The 21,600-nt window shown below is 65.7% G+C and carries 22 protein-coding genes; 8 read left to right on the top strand and 14 right to left on the bottom strand.

Going from position 1 to position 21,600, the window contains the following annotated elements; translation table 11 throughout:
- Nucleotides 1-10 precede the first annotated feature (10 nt).
- Nucleotides 11-916, top strand: coding sequence for a response regulator (locus HU751_RS15035; RefSeq protein WP_050707550.1), 906 nt, complete (start codon nt 11-13; stop codon nt 914-916).
- A gap of 199 nt (nt 917-1,115) precedes the next feature.
- Nucleotides 1,116-2,015, top strand: a complete 900-nt coding sequence (locus tag HU751_RS15030; protein ID WP_186712284.1) for a peptidoglycan DD-metalloendopeptidase family protein — start codon at nt 1,116-1,118, stop codon at nt 2,013-2,015.
- A 32-nt stretch (nt 2,016-2,047) separates the two neighbouring features.
- On the opposite strand, the gene HU751_RS15025 is transcribed toward HU751_RS15030, so the two are convergent.
- The 3 genes from HU751_RS15025 to phoB form a co-directional block, all read right to left on the bottom strand.
- The gene (locus HU751_RS15025; protein ID WP_028689967.1) at nt 2,048-3,388 is read right to left on the bottom strand and encodes a hemolysin family protein; all 1,341 of its coding nucleotides are present in this window, start codon (nt 3,386-3,388) and stop codon (nt 2,048-2,050) included.
- A gap of 183 nt (nt 3,389-3,571) precedes the next feature.
- A complete protein-coding gene (gene phoR / locus HU751_RS15020; RefSeq protein WP_264082619.1) occupies nt 3,572-4,843 on the bottom strand; it encodes a phosphate regulon sensor histidine kinase PhoR in 1,272 nt (423 codons plus the stop codon).
- A 72-nt stretch (nt 4,844-4,915) separates the two neighbouring features.
- Nucleotides 4,916-5,605, bottom strand: a complete 690-nt coding sequence (gene phoB / locus HU751_RS15015) for a phosphate regulon transcriptional regulator PhoB (RefSeq protein WP_003253341.1) — start codon at nt 5,603-5,605, stop codon at nt 4,916-4,918.
- Nucleotides 5,606-5,779: 174 nt separating this feature from the next.
- Between phoB and HU751_RS15010 the strand changes: the two genes are divergently transcribed.
- Nucleotides 5,780-6,151: a COG4315 family predicted lipoprotein gene (locus HU751_RS15010; RefSeq protein ID WP_186732184.1), complete on the top strand. Its 372-nt coding sequence runs from the start codon at nt 5,780-5,782 to the stop codon at nt 6,149-6,151.
- Between the two features lie 81 nt (nt 6,152-6,232).
- Here the strand turns inward: HU751_RS15010 and ubiA are convergent, their stop codons facing one another.
- Entirely contained in the window at nt 6,233-7,123 is an 891-nt protein-coding gene (ubiA, locus tag HU751_RS15005) for a 4-hydroxybenzoate octaprenyltransferase (protein WP_186732185.1), read from the bottom strand.
- On the bottom strand, nt 7,123-7,680 hold the full coding sequence (locus HU751_RS15000; RefSeq protein ID WP_186732186.1) for a chorismate--pyruvate lyase family protein: 558 nt from the start codon (nt 7,678-7,680) through the stop codon (nt 7,123-7,125). Before HU751_RS15000 ends, ubiA begins: the two co-directional genes overlap by 1 nt.
- Nucleotides 7,681-7,901: 221 nt before the next feature.
- On the opposite strand from HU751_RS15000, the gene HU751_RS14995 reads away from it, so the two are divergent.
- The 4 genes from HU751_RS14995 (at nt 7,902) to HU751_RS14980 (ending at nt 10,245) form a co-directional block, all read left to right on the top strand.
- Nucleotides 7,902-8,069: a rubredoxin gene (locus tag HU751_RS14995; RefSeq protein WP_028689962.1), complete on the top strand. Its 168-nt coding sequence runs from the start codon at nt 7,902-7,904 to the stop codon at nt 8,067-8,069.
- A gap of 33 nt (nt 8,070-8,102) precedes the next feature.
- Nucleotides 8,103-9,251 carry an NAD(P)/FAD-dependent oxidoreductase gene (locus HU751_RS14990; RefSeq protein WP_186732187.1) on the top strand — a complete coding sequence of 383 codons (1,149 nt, stop codon included), beginning with the start codon at nt 8,103-8,105 and terminating at the stop codon, nt 9,249-9,251.
- Nucleotides 9,252-9,439: 188 nt separating this feature from the next.
- Nucleotides 9,440-9,736 carry an HU family DNA-binding protein gene (locus tag HU751_RS14985; protein WP_050707543.1) on the top strand — a complete coding sequence of 99 codons (297 nt, stop codon included), beginning with the start codon at nt 9,440-9,442 and terminating at the stop codon, nt 9,734-9,736.
- A 134-nt stretch (nt 9,737-9,870) separates the two neighbouring features.
- Nucleotides 9,871-10,245, top strand: coding sequence for a hypothetical protein (locus HU751_RS14980; RefSeq protein ID WP_050707542.1), 375 nt, complete (start codon nt 9,871-9,873; stop codon nt 10,243-10,245).
- 177 nt (nt 10,246-10,422) lie between these two features.
- Here HU751_RS14980 and HU751_RS14975 read toward each other — a convergent pair whose 3' ends face one another.
- The 6 genes from HU751_RS14975 to exbB all read right to left on the bottom strand — a co-directional run bounded on the left by HU751_RS14975 (nt 10,423) and on the right by exbB (nt 17,152).
- Nucleotides 10,423-11,832 carry an aminoacyl-tRNA deacylase and HDOD domain-containing protein gene (locus HU751_RS14975; RefSeq protein WP_110736235.1) on the bottom strand — a complete coding sequence of 470 codons (1,410 nt, stop codon included), beginning with the start codon at nt 11,830-11,832 and terminating at the stop codon, nt 10,423-10,425.
- 77 nt (nt 11,833-11,909) lie between these two features.
- Nucleotides 11,910-13,988, bottom strand: coding sequence for an ATP-dependent DNA helicase RecG (gene recG / locus HU751_RS14970; protein ID WP_186732188.1), 2,079 nt, complete (start codon nt 13,986-13,988; stop codon nt 11,910-11,912).
- Nucleotides 13,989-13,992: 4 nt separating this feature from the next.
- Nucleotides 13,993-14,919 (bottom strand): hydrogen peroxide-inducible genes activator, encoded by a 927-nt coding sequence (locus HU751_RS14965; RefSeq protein ID WP_028689956.1) that lies wholly within the window; start codon nt 14,917-14,919, stop codon nt 13,993-13,995.
- A gap of 95 nt (nt 14,920-15,014) precedes the next feature.
- Nucleotides 15,015-15,749, bottom strand: a complete 735-nt coding sequence (locus HU751_RS14960; protein WP_028689955.1) for an energy transducer TonB — start codon at nt 15,747-15,749, stop codon at nt 15,015-15,017.
- Nucleotides 15,746-16,174: a TonB system transport protein ExbD gene (exbD, locus tag HU751_RS14955; protein ID WP_023632733.1), complete on the bottom strand. Its 429-nt coding sequence runs from the start codon at nt 16,172-16,174 to the stop codon at nt 15,746-15,748. Before exbD ends, HU751_RS14960 begins: the two co-directional genes overlap by 4 nt.
- 3 nt (nt 16,175-16,177) lie before the next feature.
- A complete protein-coding gene (gene exbB, locus HU751_RS14950; protein WP_186732189.1) occupies nt 16,178-17,152 on the bottom strand; it encodes a tonB-system energizer ExbB in 975 nt (324 codons plus the stop codon).
- Between the two features lie 192 nt (nt 17,153-17,344).
- Here exbB and HU751_RS14945 point away from each other — a divergent pair, with 192 nt between their 5' ends.
- A complete protein-coding gene (locus tag HU751_RS14945; RefSeq protein ID WP_186732190.1) occupies nt 17,345-18,202 on the top strand; it encodes an SDR family oxidoreductase in 858 nt (285 codons plus the stop codon).
- Between the two features lie 73 nt (nt 18,203-18,275).
- Here the strand turns inward: HU751_RS14945 and HU751_RS14940 are convergent, their stop codons facing one another.
- Genes HU751_RS14940 through spoT form a run of 3 tightly spaced genes read right to left on the bottom strand, consistent with a single transcriptional unit; the run spans nt 18,276 to nt 21,572 of the window.
- On the bottom strand, nt 18,276-19,001 hold the full coding sequence (locus tag HU751_RS14940; protein ID WP_186732191.1) for a hypothetical protein: 726 nt from the start codon (nt 18,999-19,001) through the stop codon (nt 18,276-18,278).
- A 58-nt stretch (nt 19,002-19,059) separates the two neighbouring features.
- Nucleotides 19,060-19,440 carry a RidA family protein gene (locus HU751_RS14935; protein WP_028689951.1) on the bottom strand — a complete coding sequence of 127 codons (381 nt, stop codon included), beginning with the start codon at nt 19,438-19,440 and terminating at the stop codon, nt 19,060-19,062.
- Between the two features lie 23 nt (nt 19,441-19,463).
- Complete coding sequence (gene spoT, locus HU751_RS14930) at nt 19,464-21,572, bottom strand: bifunctional GTP diphosphokinase/guanosine-3',5'-bis pyrophosphate 3'-pyrophosphohydrolase (protein ID WP_028689950.1); 2,109 nt, start codon at nt 21,570-21,572, stop codon at nt 19,464-19,466.
- Between the last annotated feature and the right edge of the window lie 28 nt (nt 21,573-21,600).

The raw sequence follows: 21,600 nt of genomic DNA, 5'->3' as shown, positions 1-21,600 counted from the left end.
AGGAGTATCGATGAGTAAAGTGAATGTGCTGGTCGTGGACGATGCCCCGTTCATCCGCGACCTGGTAAAAAAGTGCCTGCGCAACGCCTTTCCCGGCGTGGTGATCGAGGACGCGGTCAACGGTCGCAAGGCCATGGCCATGCTGAGCAAGGAACGTTTCGACCTGGTCCTGTGCGACTGGGAGATGCCCGAGATGTCGGGCCTCGAACTGCTGACCTGGTGCCGCCAACAGGAAGAGATGAAGACCATGCAGTTCATCATGGTGACCAGCCGTGGTGACAAGGAAAACGTGATCCAGGCCATCCAGGCCGGTGTTTCCGATTTCGTCGGCAAGCCGTTCACCAACGAGCAACTGCTGACCAAGGTGAAGAAGTCGCTGACCAAGATCGGCAAGCTCGACGCCCTGATGTCCAGTGCGCCGGCGCGAGTCAACTCGGCGTTCGCCAACGACTCGCTCAGCGCCCTGACCGGTGGTCGTCCGGAAGCGGCCAAGGTCGCGGCTCCGGCGCCTGTCGCCGCGGCTGCCAAGCCACTGATCAACGCACCGACGCCGAAGACTGCCGCCGCCGCGGCCCAGACTGGCCGTGGCCAAGGCCAACTGCGCCTGTCCAGCGGCACCCAGCCGTGCATGATCAAGGCCCTGAGCCTCAAGGAAGCCCTGCTGGTGGTGCGCCGCGGCACCAACCTGCCACAGGTGCTCGAAGGCGCGGTGCTGGACCTGGAGCAAGGCGAGAATGCCGAGACGGCGCGGCTGAACGGCTACCTGCACGCCATTGCGGCGCTGGAGCCCAAGCCCGAGAGCGACTGGCTGCAACTGACCTTCAAGTTCGTCGACCAGGATGCGCAGAAGCTCGACTACCTGTCGCGGCTGATCGCTCGCGGCACGGCGCAGAAGCACTTCACGCCCGGCGCCTGATGGCCGCTTGAGTACCGCGTCGGAGCTGATGTTGTGGGAGCGGGCTTGCCCCGCGATAGTGGTGGTATGGCCACCGTCGTCATCGCGGGGCAAGCCCGCTCCCACGTTACCCATCCGGCACCACCCGACCAACTGTCATATCCCTCTCAAATCCGGCTGCTAGGCTTCGACAGAACACAACTGTCAAAAAGCCACCATCATGCCGCCCGCCCGCCTGCTGCTGTTCTGTGCCTTGCTCACGGCCTCGGCGTCGAGCCTGGGCATGACCGTCTACAAGACCACCGACACCTTCGGCGTGGTCTCCTACTCCGACCGCCCGAGCCCGGGGGCCAAGGTCTTCGTGTTCCGTGAGCCCATGGTCGAGCGCCTGGATGGCCAGGTTCGCCTGAAGACCGAGCCCTTTGCCGGTGGCGTGCGCTTTGTCGCCCGCAACGAACTGTTCGTGCCCATGGAGGTGGAACTGCGCGTGGAGCGCCTGGCCAATGCCCAGGGCGGCAACGCCCCGCGCATCGTCCGACGGCTGGTGCCGCCGCGCTCGACCCAGGTGCTCAGCGTGGTCCAGGCCCGCCAGGGGAGCAGCCTCAGGTACGACACCAAGTTTCGCTATGCCATGGGCGACCCGGGCCAGCGCCCGCAGGGCTATCGCTATCCCTTCCCCTGGAAGGGCGGGCCGTTTCGTCTGAGCCAGGGTCCCAATGGCCGCTTCAGCCACTTCGGGCCCAAGGGGCGCTATGCCATGGACATCGCCATGCCCGAGGGCACGCCGATCATCGCGGCGCGGGGTGGTGTGGTGGTGAAGATCGAGAACAACCAGAGCGGGCGGGGCAACAATCCGGCGGGCAACTTCGTCAGGATCCTGCACCCGGATGGCACCATGGGCGTGTACCTGCACCTGATGCGCGGTTCGGTGGTGGTGGGCGAGGGGCAGCGGGTGGCCCAGGGGCAGGCGCTGGCCAAGTCGGGCAACACCGGCAACAGCAGCGGTCCGCACCTGCATTTCGTGGTGCAGCGCAATGTGGGGTTGGCGCTGGAGTCGATACCGTATCAGTTCGACCGGCCGATTGGCGGGTTGCCGGATTTCACTGCCGGTAACCCTTGAGGCTTCTGGGGCTGCGCAGCAGCCCCAAAGGATCAATCGAGCTTGAGCACCTTGGCCAGCACGATCTTCGGCCCTTTCATCTTCTTGATGATGATGCGCAGGCCTTCGACCTCCAGCACTTCCTCTTCCTCGGGCACGCGCTTGAGGGTCTCATAGACCAAGCCGGCCAGGGTTTCCGCCTCGATATGGTCGAGGTCGACGCCCAGCAGGCGCTCGACCTTGAACAGCGGCGTATCACCGCGTACCAACAGCTTGCCCGGTTGGTAGGCGAGGATGCCGCGCTCGGTCTTGCGGTGTTCGTCCTGGATATCGCCGACCAGCACTTCCAGCACGTCTTCCATGGTCAGGTAGCCGATCACCTTGCCATCGGCTTCCTCCACCAGCACGAAGTGCGCGCCGCCCTTGCGGAACTGCTCCAGCAGCTGGGACAACGGCATGTGCCGGGAGACGCGCTCCAGCGGGCGGGCGAGGTCCTCGAGGTCGATGGTCTCGGGCAGGTGATCCAGCTCGGCCAGCTCCAGCAGCAGGTCCTTGATGTGCAGCAGGCCGGTGAATTCCTCGCGCTCGGCGTCATACAGCGGGTAGCGGCTGAACTTGTGGCGGCGCAGCAGGGCGAGGATTTCCTTCAGCGGCGCATGGGCGTCGATGCTGACCATGTCCTCGCGGGAGTTGGCCCAGTCGACCACCTCCAGCTCGCCCATCTCCACGGCCGAGGCCAGCACACGCATGCCCTGGTCGCTCGGATCCTGGCCGCGGCTGGAGTGCAGGATCAGCTTGAGCTCCTCGCGGCTGTAGTGGTGCTCGTGGTGCGGCCCGGGCTCACCTTGGCCGGCGATGCGCAGGATGGTGTTGGCGCTGGCGTTGAGCAGGTAGATCGCCGGGTACATCGCCCAGTAGAACAGGTACAGCGGCACGGCGGTCCACAGCGACAGCAGCTCGGGCTTGCGGATTGCCCAGGACTTCGGTGCCAGCTCGCCGACCACGATGTGCAGGTAGGAGATCACGAAGAAGGCGACGAAGAACGAGATCGCCTTGATCAGCTCGGGGCTGTCCACGCCCACGGCGGCCAGCAGCGGCTCCAGCAGGTGGGCGAACGCCGGCTCGCCGACCCAGCCCAGGCCCAGGGAGGCGAGGGTGATGCCCAGCTGGCAGGCCGACAGGTAGGCGTCGAGCTGGTTGTGCACCTTGCGCAGGATGCTGCCACGCCAGCCATGCAGCTCGGCGATGGCTTCGACCCGGGTGGAACGCAGCTTGACCATGGCAAACTCGGCGGCAACGAAGAAGCCGTTGAGCAGCACCAGGAACAAGGCGAAGAGAATCATGCCGAAATCGGCGAACAACGAGGTGAGGCTGATACCAGGGGAAGGGTCCATGATGGAGTTTTTACGGGGTCCGTCTTTGAATTCAAGAGAAAAAAGTGCCAGCGATGGCTGGCACGGGGGATCCAATGTAGCGGTTGGAGCCGCAAAAGCAAAGGGGATGCGTCCCATCGCGGGGCAAGCCCGCTCCCACGATCGCTGAGGTAACGCGTGGGAGCGGGCTTGCCCCGCGATGATTCAGGCTTTGCTTGACACCAATTGCGCCGGCGTAAAGTGGCAGGTAAAGGTGCTGCCATGCCCCGGCACGCTGCTGATTTCCAGCCGTCCGCGATGGCGCATCAGCACATGCTTGACGATCGCCAGCCCCAGCCCGGTGCCGCCGGTATTGGACGCGCGGCTGGAGTCGACCCGGTAGAAGCGCTCGGTCAGGCGTGGCAGGTGCTTGGCCTCGATCCCCACCCCCGAGTCCTGCACGCTCAGGTGCGCGCCCTGTTCGTCGGCCCACCAGCGGATGCGGATATTGCCTTCGTCCTGGGTGTATTTGACCGCGTTGAACACCAGGTTGGAGAACGCGCTGCGCAGCTCCGACTCACTGCCCTTGAGACGAATGCCGGGCGCCGCTTCCAGGCTGATGCGCTGGTTGCGCGGGCCGGACAGGGCCTGGGCGTCGTTCTTGATGGCGCCAAGCAGGGTGTCGACCAGCACCGGCTGGTTGTCCGAGGGGTAGTCGGTGGCCTCGAGCTTGGCCAGCAGCAGCAGGTCGTTGAGCAGGGTCTGCATGCGCGAGCCTTGCGCGCTCATCTGCTGCAGGGCGCGGCTCCAGCGCGGGTTCACGTCCTCGACGTTGTCCAGCAGCGTCTCCAGGTAGCCGGTGATCACCGTCAGCGGTGTGCGCAGCTCGTGGGAAACGTTGGCGACGAAGTCCTTGCGCATCTGCTCGAGCTGGTGGATGCGGGTCACGTCGCGCACCAGCATCAGGTGTTCGTTGTTGCCGTAGCGGGTCAGGTGCAGCTGCACGCGCAGGCGGTCATTGATCGGCGACGGAATCTCCAGCGGCTCGGCGTAGTTGTCCGACTCGAAGTACTCCTTGAAGCGCGGGTGGCGCACCAGGTTGGTCACCGGCTGGCCGCCGTCCTGCGGCGTCTTGAAGCCCAGCAGGGTCTCGGCGGCGCGGTTCCACCATTCCAGGTTGCCTTCGCTGTCGAGCATGATCACCGCGTCGCGCAGGGCGGCGGTGGACTCCTGGACCCGGTCGATCACCGCCTGCAGGCGGCCGCGTACGCGCTGGTCGCGACGCTGCAGGTGGTAGATGCTGTCGAACACCTCGCCCCACAGGCCGTAGCCGTCGGGTGGCGCCTCGTCGGGCTGGTGGTTGCGCAGCCAGTCGTGCAGACGCAGCAGTTGCTTCAACGTCCAGCCCAGATATAGGGCCAGGCCGATGGCCAGGCTCCAGCCGTAGTAGCCGCTGACCAGCCCGCCGATCAGGCAGACGGTGATCAGCAGAAGCATGTGGCGAATCAGGGTCGCGTGCCAGTTCTGGTTCAATTGACAGTCCTTGTACAGCGGGCGCCGGGGCTTCGATCAGCTCTTGGTCGAGAAGCGATAGCCGGTGCCGCGGACGGTTTGTACCAGATTTTCATAGGCTTCACCCAGCGCCTTGCGCAGGCGACGGATGTGCACGTCGACGGTGCGTTCCTCGACGTAGACGTTGCCGCCCCAGACCTGGTCGAGCAACTGGCCACGGGTGTAGGCGCGCTCCTGGTGGGTCATGAAGAACTGCAGCAGGCGGTATTCGGTAGGACCCATCTCGGCCGGCTTGCCGTCGATGGTCACGCGGTGGCTGATCGGGTCGAGCAGCAGGCCGCCGACTTCGATCGGTGCCTCGCTGTCGCTCGGGCCCGTGCGGCGCAGCACGGCCTTCAGGCGCGCCACCAGCTCGCGGGGCGAGAACGGCTTGGTGATGTAGTCGTCGGCGCCGACTTCCAGGCCCTGGATCTTGTTGTCCTCTTCACCCTTGGCTGTGAGCATGATGATCGGGATGTCGCCGGTCAGCTCGTCGCGCTTGAGGCGGCGGGCCAGCTCGATGCCCGAGGTGCCCGGCAGCATCCAGTCGAGCAGGATCAGATCCGGCTTGCGGTCGACGATGATGGCGTGGGCCTGTTGCGAGTTCTCGGCCTCGAGGCAGTCATAGCCGGCCATTTCCAATGCAACGGCGATCATCTCGCGGATAGGCGCTTCGTCGTCGACGATCAGAATGTTTCTGCCAACCATGCTCAATTACCTCTCCCAGGAACGGTGTCTTGGCCCGCATTAGATAACGGAATTATTGCAGCTGTGTGACAGGGTGTTGGCCATTCTGGCGACATTGCGTGACTGGACTAGGCTTCAGGGGGCCGCGAAGGCGGCGCGCAAGCTCAATCCATTCCCGAAACAATGGTGATTCCAATGACACGACATACGCTGAGCTGGATGGCCCTTTGCGCTGCGCTGGCAGTGCCGGGGGTGGCGTCGGCTCATCACGCCATGGAAAAGGACGGCATGTGGGTCGATCATGACGGCATGACGCTGTACACCTTCGACAAGGATGCCGGCGGCAAGTCCATGTGCAACGGCGAGTGCGCCAAGAACTGGCCGCCGTTGATGGTGAAGAAGGACGACGAGGCGCCGAAGGACAAGTGGAGCCACGTCACCCGTGACGATGGCTCGATGCAGTGGGCCTATGACGGCAAGCCGCTGTACACCTTCGTCAAGGACAAGAAGGCCGGGGAGACTACCGGCGATGGCATGAAGGACGTCTGGCATATCGCCAAGCCTTGAGATAGCTGGGGGCGCTTTGCGACCCTTTCCGGCCGCTCCGACACCTCGGCCGGAAAGGGCCGCAAAGCAGCCCAAAGGTTTTCAGCGCAACGCGTAATCCAGCACCACCCCGGCAAATATCAGCATCCCCGCCCAATGGTTGTGCAGAAACGCCTTGAAGCACGACTCACGATCCAGCTTGCGCGTCGCCCAGAACTCCCAGGCGAAGCACACCACCGCCGCCAGCAGCCCCAGATGGAACCAGCCGCCCAGCTCGAAGCGGTTGCCCGCCAGCAGCAGGCAGCCCAGCGACAGCAACTGCAAGGTCAGGATAATCACCCGGTCAGACTCGCCGAACAGGATGGCGGTGGATTTCACGCCGATCTTCAGGTCGTCGTCGCGGTCGACCATGGCGTAGTAGGTGTCGTAGCCCACCGTCCACAGCAGGTTGGCGATGTACAGTAGCCAGGCGCTGGCCGGCAGCTCGCCGCCCGCGGCGGTGAAGGCCATCGGGATGCCCCAGGAGTACGCCGCGCCCAGCACCACCTGCGGGTAGTAGGTGTAGCGCTTCATGAACGGGTAGCAGAACGCCAGGGCGACCGCGCCGAACGACAGCCACACCGTGGTGGCGTTGGTGCACAGCACCAGCAGGAAGCTCACCCCCACCAGCAGGGCGAACAGCACCAGCGCTTCGCGGGGTTTCACCCGGCCGCTGGCCAGTGGCCGGTCGGCGGTGCGCTTGACGTGGCCGTCCACCTTGCGGTCGGCGAAGTCATTGATGCAGCAGCCGGCGGCGCGCATCAGCACCACGCCGAGGCCGAAGATCAGCACGTTGGCCAGGGTCGGCGAACCGTTGCCGGCGATCCACACCGCCGACAGCGTCGGCCACAGCAGCAGGTAGATGCCGATCGGGCGGTCCATGCGGCTCAGCTGGATGAAGTCCCAGGCCCGTGGGTGCAGACGGTTGAGTGACTTGAGCAGTTGCAGGTACATCAGCGGTTCTCCTCCTTGCCCGCGTGCCACAGGGCGGGCAGGAACACCTCGGCCACCAGCAGGTCGAGGCCGTCGCGCTCGAAGCGCGAGCGCCGCCCCCACAGCCCTGCGCCGGCGACCTCGGCGGGCAGCCAGCCCTGTGGATAACTGCACACTTCGATCGGGTGACGGACGAACGCCTGGTCACAGAACAGCAGCTCGCCCAGCGATCGGCTGCCCAGGGTCTCCAGGTCCAGCCCACCGCGTTCCAGCGCCGTGCGGCTGGCCACGCTGCGAGCGAACACCCACGGCTGGCCATGGCCACGCAGGTAGACCTCGCGCACCCAGCCCTGCGCGCCGGGGGCAAGGCTCAAGGCGGCGCACTCGTCGTCGCGCAGGGGCTGCCAGCCCTCGAACAGGGGGGTGACGCTGAAGTGGTCGTGGGAGAGACGGGTCAGGCGACGGGTCAGGGAGCCTTCGTCGAACAGCCAGCCCAAGGTCGGCTGGTCGAGGGTGGTCGCCAGTTGCGGATACGCCAGCCACGCGACAGCGGCTGCTTGCGGGGTTTCGTACGGCACGTCGGTATGCTTGATACAGGCCAGAGAGGCGGCGAGCTTAGCATGTTTGCCCGGACTGCTTGCATACTGCTGGCAGGGCCAGTACAAAGCCCCCACGAATTGCGCGGTGGCCCCTTCGCGGGCAAGCCCGCTCCCACAGGTCCCCTGTAGGAGCGGGCTTGCCCCGCGATGAGGCCGTCAGCTGCAACGCCCCCCTAAGCCTGACCGAGGAACAGCAGTAAATGAAGAAGTGGCAATGTATTGTCTGCGGCCTGATCTACGACGAGGCCCAAGGCTGGCCGGACGACGGCATCGCCCCCGGCACCCGTTGGGAGGACGTACCGGAAGACTGGCTGTGCCCCGACTGCGGCGTGGGCAAGAGTGATTTCGAAATGATCGCCATCGGCTGATCACAACCCTGGCTTGAAGAAGGAATGCACGACATGACGTCCCCCGTGGTGATCATCGGTACCGGCCTTGCCGGCTACAACCTGGCGCGAGAGTTTCGCAAGCTCGACGGCGACACGCCGCTGTTGCTGATCACCTCCGACGACGGTCGCTCCTACTCCAAGCCCATGCTGTCCACCGGCTTCGCCAAGCAGAAGGACGCCGACGGCCTGTGCATGGCCGAACCGGGCGCCATGGCCGAGCAGCTCAAGGCCGAGATTCGCACCCATACCCGCATCAGCGGCATCGACCCGGGTCACAAGCGCCTGTGGATCGGCGAGGAAGCGGTGGAATACCGCGACCTGGTGCTGGCCTGGGGCGCGCAGACCGTGCAGGTGCCGGTCGAAGGCGATGCGGGCGAGCTGATCTTCCCGATCAACGACCTTGAGGACTATGCACGCTTTCGCACTGCGGCCGCGGGCAAGCACCGTGTGCTGATCCTCGGTGCCGGCCTGATCGGTTGCGAATTCGCCAACGACCTAAGCCTGGGCGGCCTGCAGTGCGAGGTCGTCGCCCCCTGTGAGCAGGTGATGCCGACCCTGCTGCACCCGGCTGCCGCCGCGGCCGTGCAGGCGGGCCTGGAAGGGCTGGGCGTGCGCTTTCACCTCGGCCCGGTGCTGACCCGCCTGCAGCGTGCAGGGGAGGCGCTCGAGGCGCACCTGTCCGATGGCAGCGTGATTCCCTGTGATCTGGTGGTCTCGGCCATCGGCCTGCGTCCGCGCACCGACCTGGCGGCGGCGGCGGGGTTGCAGGTCAACCGTGGCGTGGTGGTGGACCGCCAGTTGCGCACCTCCCACGCCAACATCTTCGCCCTGGGCGACTGCGCCGAGGTCGATGGCATCAACCTGCTGTATGTCATGCCGCTGATGACCTGCGCCCGTGCCCTGGCCCAGACCCTGGCCGGCAACCCGACCGCGGTGGCCTACGGCCCGATGCCGGTCACCGTGAAGACCCCGGCCTGTCCGCTGGTGGTGTCCCCGGTGCCGCCCGGCCTTGAGGGCACCTGGGTGGTCGAAGGCAGCGGCGCCGACCTGAAAGTGCTTTGCCACGGTGCCGATGGCCAGCTGCTGGGCTACGCCCTGACCGGCGGCGCGGTCATGGAGAAACTGGCGCTGAATCGCCAGTTGCCGCCCTTGATGGCGTAAATAGCGGGCGTTCTGTCGGAATTATCCTGTTCTTGCCGCGACAATGGCCGCCCAGATACTGGCGCGGCCCCGGTCGGCGTGCCATCCTCACTGGCGTCTGCCGCAGCCTAGAGCCTGCGGTGCCTTGAACGCTGCTCCCTTCGGCAGCACGGCATAACAACAAGAAATCCCGTCAAAGAGGCTTCACTATGCGTAAACCAGAACTCGCCGCCGTCATCGCCGAAAAGGCCGATCTGACCAAGGAAAAGGCCAACCAGGTCCTCAACGCGATTCTCGACAGCATCACCGGCGCGCTCGACAAGGACACCGTCACCCTGGTCGGTTTCGGCACCTTCGAAAAGCGCCACCGTGGCGCCCGCACCGGCAAGAACCCGCAGACCGGCCAGCCGGTCAAGATCAAGGCCAGCAACACCGTCGCCTTCAAGCCGGGCAAGAACCTGCGCGACAGCGTCAACGCACCGGCCAAGCCTGCCAAGAAAAAGTGACCGAACAGGTTCACCAGACGGGCGCCTGGAGGCGCCCGTTGCGTTTCTGGTAAGCAAATGCGGCGAACTTGCATAAACAGGGCGAGAAACGGATAAACTGCGCGACTCAGTCACTTTTCATTCGAGGCGTGTTGATGAAGTTTCGCTTTCTTCTCTGGGCCATGGGGCTGCTGATGGCCAAGGCCAGCCGCAACAACCCGGCGTTCCAGCAGCAGCTGCAGGACAAGGACCTGGTCTTCCAGATGCAGACGCTCGACGGCAAGGTCGCCCGGCACTTCATCGTCAAGGACCTGCGCATTAGCAGCAAGGGCGGCCTGCATCCGCAGCCGGCCTTCGCCATCGCCTTCAAGGACGCCGCCTATGGCTTCGCCACGCTGCAGGCCGGTAACAAGCAGCTGGCGTTCATGCAGGGGATTCAGGAGAAGAACATCCAGATCAAGGGCAATCCGGCGCTGGTGATCTGGTTCCAGGGCTTGATGAAGTACCTGAAGCCGAAGAAGAAGGCCTGAGCTCCAGGCGCAGGCGATACACGCAGGGAACTGTCCCCCTGTGGGAGCGGCCTTGCGTCGCGAAAGGGCTGCGCAGCAGCCCCCAGCAATTTCGATGGTGGCTCGGAATCTGGGGCCGCTTCGCGGCCCTTTCCGGCCGGTCCGACGCCTCGGCAAGGCCGCTCCTACATGGTGATCTTAATGCGAATGCGGCGCGTGGAACTGCGACGCCAGTTCGCGCAGCAGGGCCTCGGCCTCCAGCACCTTGTTCACCACCTCTTCGGCCTTCTCTCGAGTCAGCCCCAGGCGCTCGAGCAGGGCATCCGGGATCTCGTCCCTTGGCCCCGAACCGATCCCCCGGGCGCGCAGCAGGCGCGTCGCCAGGCACACCAGGTTGGGGAACGCCGCATAATCGCCGTCGTACGCCGGGTCGTGCTGGAAACGCAGGGCCGTGGACAGCTCATCGGGCATGTCCCACAGCTTCATCAGCCAGGCCCCGATCTGTTCACGGCTGATCCCCAGCAGGTGCTGTTCCACATAGCTGTGGCACAGGTGCGGGTTGACCTCCAGGTGGCGGCAGATCAGCGAGAAATGCGGCGGGAAGACGTGGGCCAGCAGCAGGTAACCGAAGTTGTGCAGCAGGCCGGCCAGGTAGGTCAGGCCCGCTTCCGGGCGCTCGGCGCGCGGCATGGCGCGGGTCAGGCCCTCGATCACCGCGGCGGTGTAGATCGATTGCTGCCAGTACGGCGTGGCCTGTTGCGGGTGGTCCTTGGGCAGGCTCAGGGTCTTGCCCAGCGCCAGGCCCAGGGCCAGGTTGATCACCAGGTCGAAGCCCAGCACGCGGACGATGGCGTCCTCCACCGAGCGAATCTTGCCGGGCGAGGCGTAGTACGGGGAAGCAGCCCAGCTGACCACCTGCGCGGCCAGGGCCGGGTCGGTCTCCACCACGCCGGTGATGTCGTCGATGCTGGCATTGGGGTCGACGCGCAGCTTGATGATCTTCTGCGCGGTGTCGGCCAGCGGCGGAATCTCGATGGTCTGTTCCAGGCGTTGCTGGATGCGGCGGGCAGTGAAGGCCTGGACGGCGCGGATGACTTCCTTGGGAGGGCCGTCCAACTGGTCGAAACTCAGGCGAATATCGCTGATCTGCTGGCCGAAGGTGCTGGCGCTGGCCTTGAACAGCATCTTCTTGAAGGCCGTCCTGCCGATTTCCAGTAGCAGTCCGGCTTCGCCGGACTGGATCAGCAGCGTCTCGTTGTCGAGCAGGCTCTTCTCGTACTGGCAGGGCGAGCTGGTCAGGGCGGGAATCGCCGGCAGGGCCTTGAGGTGATGCTTGTCGAGCATCTGCTTCAGGCGCTCCAGCGGCACGGCCTTGAGCTTGCGGCCGGTCAGTTCCTCGAGGCGCTTGAGGTCCAGCAACTGGCTTTGCGGGAACAGCACCATCAAGGCACCGATCTCGTCATCGAGCAGCACGGCCTGTACCCGCGAGGCGGCCGGCAGCCCCGGGTGCTCGGGCACCTCGCGGAAGCTGACGCCGAGCTTGTCGAGCAACAGCCGGATGACAGACGGTGCGTGTAGGGTTGCGGTATCCAGGGCAACTTCAGTCATGGCCTGTATCCAATCATTCTGTAAACGCGAAGTATAACCAGCCTGGCCGCCAAGCTGGATCCATTATGGGACGGGCGTCACACCTGGCCATATTGTTGACCGTGGCGCAGCCAGCGGTCGAGCAACGGGCTGACATGGTCGGGCCAGCGTGCCAGCAGGGCCTGGGCGGCGTCGCGCACGGCCGGCAGCAGGTCGGCGTCGCGCATCAGGTCGGCGACCTTGAACTGTAGCAGGCCGGTCTGGCGCGTCCCGAGCATCTCGCCGGGGCCACGCAACTCCAGGTCCTTCTCTGCTATGACGAATCCGTCGTTGGTTTCCCGCATGATGCCCAGGCGTTCACGGCCAATCTGCGACAGCGGCGGGTGGTAGAGCAGCACGCAGTGGCTCACCGCGCTGCCCCGGCCGACCCGGCCACGCAGCTGGTGCAACTGGGCCAGGCCCAGGCGCTCGGGGTTCTCGATGATCATCAGGCTGGCATTGGGCACGTCGACGCCGACCTCGATCACCGTGGTGGCCACCAGCAGTTGCAGGTCGCCGGCCTTGAACTCGGCCATCACCGCGGCCTTTTCCGCAGGCTTCATGCGCCCGTGGATCAGGCCCACGCGCAGCTCGCCCAGGGCGCTGCCCAGCTCTTCGAAGGTGCTCTCGGCGGCCTGGCAGGTCAGTTCCTCGGATTCTTCGATCAGGGTGCACACCCAATAGGCCTGGCGGCCTTCGGCGCAGGCGGCGCGGACCCGCTCGACCACCTCGAAGCGGCGGCTGTCGGCGACCAGCACGGTGTTCACCGGGGTGCGCCCGGGCGGCAGCTCGTCGAGGATCGAGGTGTCCAGGTCGGCATAGGCGCTCATGGCCAGGGTGCGCGGGATCGGCGTGGCGGTCATGATCAGCTGGTGCGGGCACAGCTGGCCCATGACGCCCTTCTTGCGCAGGGCCAGGCGCTGCTGCACGCCGAAACGGTGCTGTTCGTCGATGATCGCCAGGGCCAGGTGCTTGAACTGCACCTCGTCCTGGAACAGCGCATGGGTGCCGACCACCATGGGCGCGCCATTGGCGATCTGCTCCAGGGCGCTGGCGCGGGCCTTGCCCTTGAGCTTGCCGGCCAGCCAGGCGACTTCGATACCAAGCGGTTCGAGCCAGCGCTTGAAGGTGATGTAGTGCTGTTCGGCGAGAATCTCGGTGGGCGCCATCAGGGCGACCTGGTAACCCGCTTCCAGAGCCTGCAGGGCAGCCAGCGCGGCGACCACGGTCTTGCCGGCGCCCACATCGCCTTGCACCAGGCGCATCATCGGCTCGTGCTGGCTGAGATCGTAGGCAATTTCGTTGCCGACCCGCTGCTGGGCGCCGGTCGGGCTGAAGCCGAGGTTGGCCAGGTACTGCGCCGGCAGGCGCGTGGCCTTGGGCAATACCGGCGCCCGCAGGCTGCGCAGGCTCTCGCGCAGGCGTTGCTGCGAGAGCTGGTGGGTCAGCAGCTCTTCGAAGGCCAGACGATGCTGGGCCCAGTGATGGCCCTCGGCGAGCTCCTCGAGGTCGGCGTCGGCCGGCGGGTTGTGCAGGTAGCGAATGGCGTCGCTGAGCGGCGCCAGCTGGTAGTCGCGGGCCAGTTCGTCGGGCAGCCAGTCGGGCAGGCTGCGCGGACCGAGCAGGCCGAGGCTCTGCTGGCACAGCAGGCGCAGGCGCTGTTGGGTCAGGCCTTCGGTGGTCGGGTAGATCGGCGTCAGCGTCTGTTCGACCGGCGGCGGTGCTTCGTCGCCGTTCAGCGCCCGGTATTCCGGGTGGTAGATCTCCAGTCCCGAGGCGCCGGGGCGGGCTTCACCATAGCAGCGCAGGTGGGTGCCACGCTTGAGGCCTTCCTTCTGCGCATTGCTGAAATGGTAGAAGCGCAGGCTCAGCGTGCCGCTGCCATCGCCCAGGCGCACCACCAGGCTGCGGCGCTTGCCCATGGTCACGTCGGCCCCGCTGACCACGCCCTCGATCACCGCATCCTGGCCTGGACGCAACTGGCCGATGGGCACCACGCGGGTGCGGTCCTGGTAGCGCAGCGGCAGGTGGAACAGCAGGTCCTGCAGGTTCTCCAGGCCAACCTTGGCGAGTTTTTCCGCCATGGCGTCGCCTACGCCCTTGAGCGTGGTGACCGGGACGTTCGACAGCTCGGTCATGGGTTCAGGCCGGTTGTTCCACCGGCGGCTTGGCCACCGAGCAGAGGCGGATCGAATCGGCGAGGATCTCGATGGCCTTCGGCCGCGGGAAGCTGGCGCGCCAGGCGATGGCCACGGTGCGGAACGGTGCGGGCGCGGTCAGCGGACGGACTTCGATGACGCCCGGCGCGTAATGATGGCTGTGCACCGCCGACAGCGGCAGGATCGACACGCCCAGGCCCGATGCAACCATGTGGCGGATGGTTTCCAGCGAGCTGGACTCGACCGTGGTGTGCTTGGAGCCTTCACCACCCTTGTTCAGCGTCGGGCAGGCCTCGAGCACCTGGTCGCGGAAGCAGTGGCCCTCACCGAGCAGCAGCAGGCTCTTGTCGTTGAGCATGGCGGTGTCGATGGTGTCCTTGGCGGTCCACGGGTGGTCGGCCGGCATCAAGGCGCAGAACGGCTCGTCGTACAGCGGCAGGGTCAGCACGTCGGCCTCGTTGAACGGCAGGGCGATGATCACCGCGTCCAGTTCGCCGTTGCGCAGCTTTTCGCGCAGCACGTGGGTGAAGTTCTCTTCGATGTACAGCGGCATCTGCGGCGCCACGCGGTGCAGCTGCGGGATCAGGTGCGGGAACAGATAGGGGCCGACGGTGTAGATGGCGCCGACCTTGAGTGGCGCGGTCAGCTGGTTCTTGCCGGCCTGGGCCAGCTCGCGGATACCTTGGGCCTGCTCCAGTACCTTCTGCGCCTGGGCGACGATGCTCTCGCCGACCGGCGTGAGGCGCACCGCGCTCTTGCTGCGCTCGAAGATCAGCACGCCGAGTTCGTCCTCGAGCTTCTTCACGCCCACCGACAGGGTCGGCTGGCTGACGTGGCAACGCTCGGCCGCGTGGCCGAAGTGCTGCTCTTGCGCGAGGGTGACGATATAGCGAAGTTCGGTGAGGGTCATAACGTGCGTCCATGAAGTTGCGGCCCCAGCATAGCGGCTGCAATTGATAGACGCACGTTATCAGACTTGCCGTTTTGTGACAGAAACAAAAAACGTCAGCGTCGGTCCAGCGAGTAGACGAACGGCGCGACGACTTCGATCGTGCCATTGTTCAGCAACTCCGCCGGAGGCTTGGGCACCGTGCCGGCACGACGGATCATCTCCAGCGTGGCCCGGTCCAGCGCCGCGCTGCCTGAACCGCCGGCCAGCGCGTACGAGACCACCTTGCCTTCGGCGTCGACCACGAAGCGCAGGCGGTTGATGCCCTGCAGCCCACGACGGCGAGCGTCCTCGGGGTACTTCTTGTACTTGGCCAGGTGGCGCAGCAGGTCGCTCTGCCAGCTCGGCAGGGCATTGCTGTTGGACGCGATGCTTGGCTGTGGCGCCGCCGACTTCTGCGGTGGCGTGTTGCTCGGCGGCGTGTCCGCGACGTCGTCCTTGGCCGGTGGCTCGTCCTTCGGCGGCTCAAGCTTCTTCTCGGGCTTGGGCGGCTGTGGCTTGGCCTTGGGCTTGGGCGGCTTGGGGATGGCGATCTTCGGCTTCGGCGCCTCTGCCAGCTTCGGCAGCGGCGGTTCCTCGACCGGCGTCGGCGGTTTCGGGGCGGCCTTGGGCGGTGGCGGCGGCGCGGGCTCGGGCAGCGGTGCCAGCTCGACCATCATCGCTGCTGGCGGCAACTCGAGGGCCTGGGGCACCGACCAGTTGAGCGTCAGCAGCACGGCGACCGCGTGCACACCCAGCACGATCGCCAGGCTGCCACCGTAGCGCGCCATGTTTGAGCGCGTTTTCGTCATTTCTTGGCTGCCGTCTCGAGTCCGACCAGGCCGACCTTGAGGTAGCCGGCGGCGCGCATGGTGTTCATCACTTCCATCAGGTCGCCGTAATCGACGCCCTTGTCAGCCTGGAAGAAGATGGTGGTTTCCTTGTCGCCCTTGGTCTTGGCGTCGAGCATGGCGCCAAGCTGGTCGCGCTGGGCCACCTCGTCGTCGCCGAGGTAGAGCTTCTTGTCGGCCTTGACGCTGACGAACACCGGCTTCTCGGGCCTCGGCGCGGGCTTCGCGGTCGAGGCGGGCAGGTCGACCTTGATGTCGACCGTGGCCAGGGGCGCCGCGACCATGAAGATGATCAGCAGCACCAGCATCACGTCGATGAACGGCGTGACGTTGATTTCGTGGTTCTCGGCGAGGTCATCGCCACCTTCGTTGAGATGCAGGCCCATGGCTTACCCCACTTTCACCATGTGCGGGGCGGCGCGCTCGCTGCCCTGGTGGTCCAGATCGCGGCTGACCAGCAGCAGCACCTGGGCGGAGGCGTCGGACACCTGTGCCTTGTAGCCGGCGATGGAGCGGGCGAAGACGTTGTAGATGACCACGGCTGGGATCGCGGCGACCAGGCCCAGGGCGGTGGCCAGCAGGGCTTCGGCGATGCCCGGGGCGACCACGGCGAGGTTGGTGGTCTGGGTCTTGGCGATGCCGATGAAGCTGTTCATGATGCCCCACACGGTGCCGAACAGACCGACGAACGGTGCGGTGGAACCGATGGTGGCCAGTACGCCGGTGCCGCTGCTCATGGTCCGGCCACTGGCGGCTACCAGGCGCTCCAGGCGGAAGCTGACGCGTTCCTTGATGCCTTCCTTCTCGCGGGCGTTGGCCGACAGGCGCATCTCTTCGAGGGCGTCATGCACGAGGGTGTGGGCCAGGGTGCCTTCCTTGTTCGACACCTCGCTGGCCTCTTTCAGGCTTACCGAGCGCTTCAGGGCGGCGATCTCGCCACGCAGGCGGCGCTTGGCGCCCATCAGCTCGAAGCCCTTGGCGATCCAGATGGTCCAGGTGATGATCGAGGCGATGGCCAGGCCGATCATCACGGCCTTCACCACCACGTCGGCGTTCTTGTACATGCCCCACGGGGACAGGTCGTGGGCCATGCCCAGCGAGGTGTCTTCGACCATCGCCTGCACGTTCTCGTCGGCTGGAGCCTGACCTTCCACCGGAGCATTTGCGTCAGCAGGTGCGGCGATCGGCGCCTGGCCTTCGGCGGCAGGCGTGGCCGGGGCGGTGGCAGCGGCGGGTGCCGGGGTAGCGGCGACAGGCTCATCGGCCATGGCTGCCGGGGCCAGTACCAGGCTGAACATCAGCGCGGCAATGGCGCGCCAGGCGCGCGACGGGGTTGGCGAAGCGGAAGGTTGAGTACGTGTCATGCTGGCCGGACCTGATGAAGAGAAATGGGTTGAGTTCTTCAAGGCCTCGAAGCAGGCCGAGAACAGACAGGGTCGCCATTATTGCAAGTAATTCTTGTTAACAAAAGTAATACTGTTGCTTTTTTTGACCTTGGTATAGCCGTTTATCGCGCTAACCCGATAGCCTGTGCCTTTCGCATTAGGAGGTTTGGTATGTCAGACGTTTCAGCTTTGATCGTGGGTTGCGGTGATGTGGGCAGCCGCCTGGCCCGTCAACTGCTTGCTCAAGGCTGGCAGGTCAGCGGCTTGCGCCGTTCGGTCGATCAGCTGCCCGAAGGGGTTCGGCCGATCGCCGCCGATCTGGCCGAGCCGCAGATACCGAGCGCCTGGCCTGAGCAGGGGCCTGATTACCTGGTGTATTGCGTGGCGGCCAGCCAGCACGATGAAGCCGGCTACCAGGCGGCCTATGTCGAAGGTTTGCGCCATGTGCTGGGATGGCTGGCGGCGAAAGGGCAGCGGCCGCGACGCCTGGTGTTCGTGTCCAGTAGCAGCGTGTATGCGCAGCAGGACGGTGAATGGATTGCCGAAGCGGCAGCCACGCAGCCCGAGGGCTATTCCGGCAAGGTGATGCTCGAGGCCGAGCGGTTGGCGCTGGACAGCGGCATTCCCGCGACGATCGTGCGCCTGACCGGCATCTATGGCCCGGGGCGCGAGTGGTTGCTGAGCCAGGTGCGCCAGGGTTATCGCGTGGCCGAGGAGCCACCGTTGTACGGCAATCGCATCCATGCCGAGGATGCCGCCGGCCTGATGGCGCACCTGCTGCGGGCCGATGCCCGGGGTGTTGCGTTGGAGGACTGCTATATCGGTGTCGATGACGATCCGGCGCCGCTGGCCGAGGTGGTGGCCTGGCTGCGTGAGTACCTGGGCGTTACCCAGTGGTCGGATGAGCAGCGGGTGCGGCGCACCGGCAGCAAGCGCTGCAGCAATGCGCGGGCGCGGGCGTTGGGATGGGTGCCGCAGTACCCGAGCTATAAAGAGGGGTATGCGGCCATTCTGCAAGGGCGTGGTTGAGACTGCCGGCCCTATCGCGGGGCAAGCCCGCTCCCACGCGTATCGTGGGAGCGGGCTTGCCCCGCGATGTTGGCTAATCCTTTTCCAACACCCACTGCCGCGCACCGGCGGCCAGTTGCGGCATTTCATCCGGCTGGGCGCGGTTCACCGCCTGGAAGATTTCCAGGGTGTCGCCGTCGCGCTTGAAGATCCACGGCGCGCCACGCTGGTTGCGCTCCAGCCACAGGCTGTCGTTGCCATCGCCCATGGTCGCGCAGTCACCCGCCAGGCACAGGGCGAAGCGGTCGGGGCCGGGCAGGCCGGTGACGTTGCCGGTGTCGCTGAAGCGCACCACGGCGCCCTTGCCCTGGCCTTCGACGATCTTCCAGTCGCCGCCCAGGTATTGCTGGTACAGCGCCTTCTCGAAGCTGCCGCCCAGCGGCGTGTTCTGTGGGCCTTCGCTGCGCACGAAGGTTTGCTGGTGACCGGACGGGTCGATCGCCAGCAACTCGTCGCCGTCGAGCTTGAGCTGCTCGACCAGGCCGCCTTCGAAGCTGACCTGCCAGTCTTTCTCGTTGGCGCTCAGGCGTCCGTCGGCAGCCTCGAAGCCATTGCTGAAGCTGGCCTGCTGGTTCTTGACGTCGATCTTCCATTCGAACACCGGGCCCTGGGCGTCGAGGGCCTGGCGCAGGCTGGTGCCTTTGCCGGCGGCGTCGATGGCGGCCTGGTTGATCCAGGTGCCGTTGAAGTCTTCGGGTTTGTGGCTGGCGCAGCCGCCCAGGAGCAGGGCTGCCAGCGCGAGAGGCAATGCGTGGCGCATGGGGGAAACCTTGGGGCAGGAGAGGGTGGTGACGGGCGTGGCGCCCGTCACCGGGGTATTACTCGAGGACCAGGATCGCGTCCATCTCGACCTGGGCACCCTTCGGCAGAGCAGCTACGCCGATGGCGGCGCGGGCCGGGTAAGGCTGTTCGAAGTAACGGCCCATGATCTCGTTGACCTTGGCGAAGTGGCTCAGGTCGGTGAGGAAGATGTTCAGCTTGACGATGTCCTTGAACGAACCGCCAGCGGCTTCGGCCACCGACTTCAGGTTCTCGAACACCTGGACAGTCTGGGCTTCGAAGCCTTCGACCAGTTCCATGGTCTTCGGATCGAGCGGGATCTGGCCCGACATGTACACGGTGTTGCCAGCCTTGATCGCTTGCGAGTAGGTGCCGATGGCGGCAGGGGCCTTGTCGCTGGTGATGACGGTCTTGCTCATGATGACTCCTTGCGGTTGGCGGACTACGCACGCATCCGGGTGATGCGGACCACGCCGGTCAAGGTGCGCAGCTTCTTGATCACGCGGGCCAGGTGCACGCGGTCGTGCACGCTGACCACCAGTTGGACCACGCTGATACGGCCGTCGCGTTCGTCCATGCTGATTTTCTCGATGTTGCCGTCGGCGGCGTTGACGCTGCTGGCCAGCAGCGCGATCAGGCCGCGCTGGTGTTCCAGTTCGACGCGCAGTTCGACGTTGAACTCGCCGGTGATGTCCTTGGCCCAGGAGAGCTGCAGGCACTTCTCCGGGTTGTGGCGGACTTCACTGATGTTGCGGCAGTCTTCCAGGTGCACGACCATGCCCTTGCCGGCCGACAGGTGGCCGACGATCGGATCGCCCGGGATCGGGGTGCAGCACTTGGCGTAGCTGAGCACCAGGCCCTCGGTGCCGCGGATCGCCAGCGGGCCTTCCGGCGCCGGCAGCTGCTCGCCTTCGGCGGACAGCAGGCGGCGGGCGACCACGTAGGCCATGCGATTGCCCAGGCCGATGTCTTCGAGCAGGTCCTCGAGCAGTTCCAGGCGGTACTCGGCGAGGATCGACTGGATGCGTTCCTGGGGGATCTTTTCCAGGCTGCTGTCGAAGCCGGTCAGCACCTTGTTCAGCAGGCGCTCGCCGAGGCTGATGGACTCGGAGCGGCGCTGCTGCTTGAGGGCGTGGCGGATGTGCGTGCGCGCCTTGCCGGTGACCACGAAGTTGAGCCAGGCCGGGTTCGGCCGGGCGCCCGGGGCGCTGACGATCTCGACGGTGGAGCCGCTCTGCAGCGGTTCGGACAACGGCGCCAGGCGGCGGTTGATACGGCAGGCGATGCAGCTGTTGCCGACGTCGGTGTGCACCGCGTAGGCGAAGTCGACGGCGGTGGAGCCCTTGGGCAGCTCCATGATCCGGCCTTTGGGGGTGAAGACGTAGACCTCGTCCGGGAACAGGTCGATCTTCACGCTCTCGATGAATTCCAGCGAGTTGCCGGCGCGCTGCTGCAGTTCGAGGATGCCCTTGACCCACTGACGGGCGCGGGCGTGGCTGCCCTTGGGCTGTTCTTCCTCGTTGGACTTGTACAGCCAGTGCGCGGCGATGCCGTTGTTGGCCATCTCTTCCATTTCGCGGGTGCGGATCTGGATCTCGATGGGCACGCCGTGCATGCCGAACAGCGTGGTGTGCAACGACTGGTAGCCGTTGGCCTTGGGGATCGCGATGTAGTCCTTGAACCGGCCCGGCAGCGGCTTGTACAGGTTGTGCACGGCGCCGAGCACGCGGTAGCAGGTGTCGACCTTGTCGACGATGATGCGGAAGGCGTACACGTCCATGATCTCGGTGAAGGCGCGGCGCTTGCCGCGCATCTTCTTGTAGATGCCATAGAGGTGTTTCTGCCGGCCGCTGACCTCGCCCTGGATGCCGTCGGCGGCCAGGCAGTTGGCCAGCGAGGTCTCGATCTTGGCGACGATTTCCTTGCGGTTGCCCCGCGCGCTCTTGACCGCCCGGTGGATCAGCGACGAACGCATCGGGTGCATGGCCTTGAAGCCGAGGTCCTCGAACTCGACGCGCACGGTGTGCATCCCCAGGCGGTTGGCGATGGGGGCGTAGATCTCGAGGGTTTCCTTGGCGATGCGTCGGCGTTTTTCGCCGGACAGCACTTCCAGGGTGCGCATGTTGTGCAGGCGGTCGGCCAGCTTGACCAGGATCACGCGGATATCGCGGGCCATGGCCATGGCCATCTTCTGGAAGTTCTCGGCCTGCGCCTCGGCCTTGGTCTCGAAGTTCATCTGGGTCAGCTTGCTGACCCCGTCGACCAGCTCGGCGACGGTCTCGCCGAATTGCTGGCTCAAGGCTTCCTTGGCGATGCCGGTGTCTTCGATCACGTCGTGCAGCATGGCCGCCATCAGGCTCTGATGGTCCATGTGCATGTCGGCGAGGATGCTGGCGACCGCCAGCGGATGGGTCACGTAGGGCTCGCCGCTGCGGCGGCGCTGGCCATCGTGGGCCTGTTCGGCGTAGAAGTAGGCCCGACGAACCAGGTTGACCTGTTCGGGGCCCAGGTAAGTCGACAGCCGTTCGGCGAGGGCTTCTATACCCGGCATGGTTTCACCTCTTGCTGAAGAAGAGGGC

This window comes from Pseudomonas peradeniyensis (assembly GCF_014268935.2).
Classification (GTDB): domain Bacteria; phylum Pseudomonadota; class Gammaproteobacteria; order Pseudomonadales; family Pseudomonadaceae; genus Aquipseudomonas; species Aquipseudomonas peradeniyensis.
This window is presented reverse-complemented; position numbering and strand designations above follow the sequence as displayed.

Bases quoted from the DNA above. Each gene is read 5' to 3' on its own strand.
- HU751_RS14940 (WP_186732191.1), bottom strand. From the start codon at position 19,001: ATGCGCCACGCATTGCCTCTCGCGCTGGCAGCCCTGCTCCTGGGCGGC.
- HU751_RS14990 (WP_186732187.1), top strand. From the start codon at position 8,103: ATGACGTCCCCCGTGGTGATCATCGGTACCGGCCTTGCCGGCTACAAC.
- HU751_RS14985 (WP_050707543.1), top strand. From the start codon at position 9,440: ATGCGTAAACCAGAACTCGCCGCCGTCATCGCCGAAAAGGCCGATCTG.
- HU751_RS15010 (WP_186732184.1), top strand. From the start codon at position 5,780: ATGACACGACATACGCTGAGCTGGATGGCCCTTTGCGCTGCGCTGGCA.
- exbD (WP_023632733.1), bottom strand. From the start codon at position 16,174: ATGGGCCTGCATCTCAACGAAGGTGGCGATGACCTCGCCGAGAACCAC.
- HU751_RS14975 (WP_110736235.1), bottom strand. From the start codon at position 11,832: ATGACTGAAGTTGCCCTGGATACCGCAACCCTACACGCACCGTCTGTC.
- exbB (WP_186732189.1), bottom strand. From the start codon at position 17,152: ATGACACGTACTCAACCTTCCGCTTCGCCAACCCCGTCGCGCGCCTGG.
- HU751_RS15030 (WP_186712284.1), top strand. From the start codon at position 1,116: ATGCCGCCCGCCCGCCTGCTGCTGTTCTGTGCCTTGCTCACGGCCTCG.
- HU751_RS14995 (WP_028689962.1), top strand. From the start codon at position 7,902: ATGAAGAAGTGGCAATGTATTGTCTGCGGCCTGATCTACGACGAGGCC.
- phoR (WP_264082619.1), bottom strand. From the start codon at position 4,843: ATGCTTCTGCTGATCACCGTCTGCCTGATCGGCGGGCTGGTCAGCGGC.
- HU751_RS14945 (WP_186732190.1), top strand. From the start codon at position 17,345: ATGTCAGACGTTTCAGCTTTGATCGTGGGTTGCGGTGATGTGGGCAGC.
- HU751_RS14935 (WP_028689951.1), bottom strand. From the start codon at position 19,440: ATGAGCAAGACCGTCATCACCAGCGACAAGGCCCCTGCCGCCATCGGC.
- HU751_RS14960 (WP_028689955.1), bottom strand. From the start codon at position 15,749: ATGACGAAAACGCGCTCAAACATGGCGCGCTACGGTGGCAGCCTGGCG.
- HU751_RS15025 (WP_028689967.1), bottom strand. From the start codon at position 3,388: ATGGACCCTTCCCCTGGTATCAGCCTCACCTCGTTGTTCGCCGATTTC.
- HU751_RS14980 (WP_050707542.1), top strand. From the start codon at position 9,871: ATGAAGTTTCGCTTTCTTCTCTGGGCCATGGGGCTGCTGATGGCCAAG.
- HU751_RS15035 (WP_050707550.1), top strand. From the start codon at position 11: ATGAGTAAAGTGAATGTGCTGGTCGTGGACGATGCCCCGTTCATCCGC.
- phoB (WP_003253341.1), bottom strand. From the start codon at position 5,605: ATGGTTGGCAGAAACATTCTGATCGTCGACGACGAAGCGCCTATCCGC.
- ubiA (WP_186732185.1), bottom strand. From the start codon at position 7,123: ATGTACCTGCAACTGCTCAAGTCACTCAACCGTCTGCACCCACGGGCC.
- recG (WP_186732188.1), bottom strand. From the start codon at position 13,988: ATGACCGAGCTGTCGAACGTCCCGGTCACCACGCTCAAGGGCGTAGGC.
- HU751_RS14965 (WP_028689956.1), bottom strand. From the start codon at position 14,919: ATGACCCTCACCGAACTTCGCTATATCGTCACCCTCGCGCAAGAGCAG.
- spoT (WP_028689950.1), bottom strand. From the start codon at position 21,572: ATGCCGGGTATAGAAGCCCTCGCCGAACGGCTGTCGACTTACCTGGGC.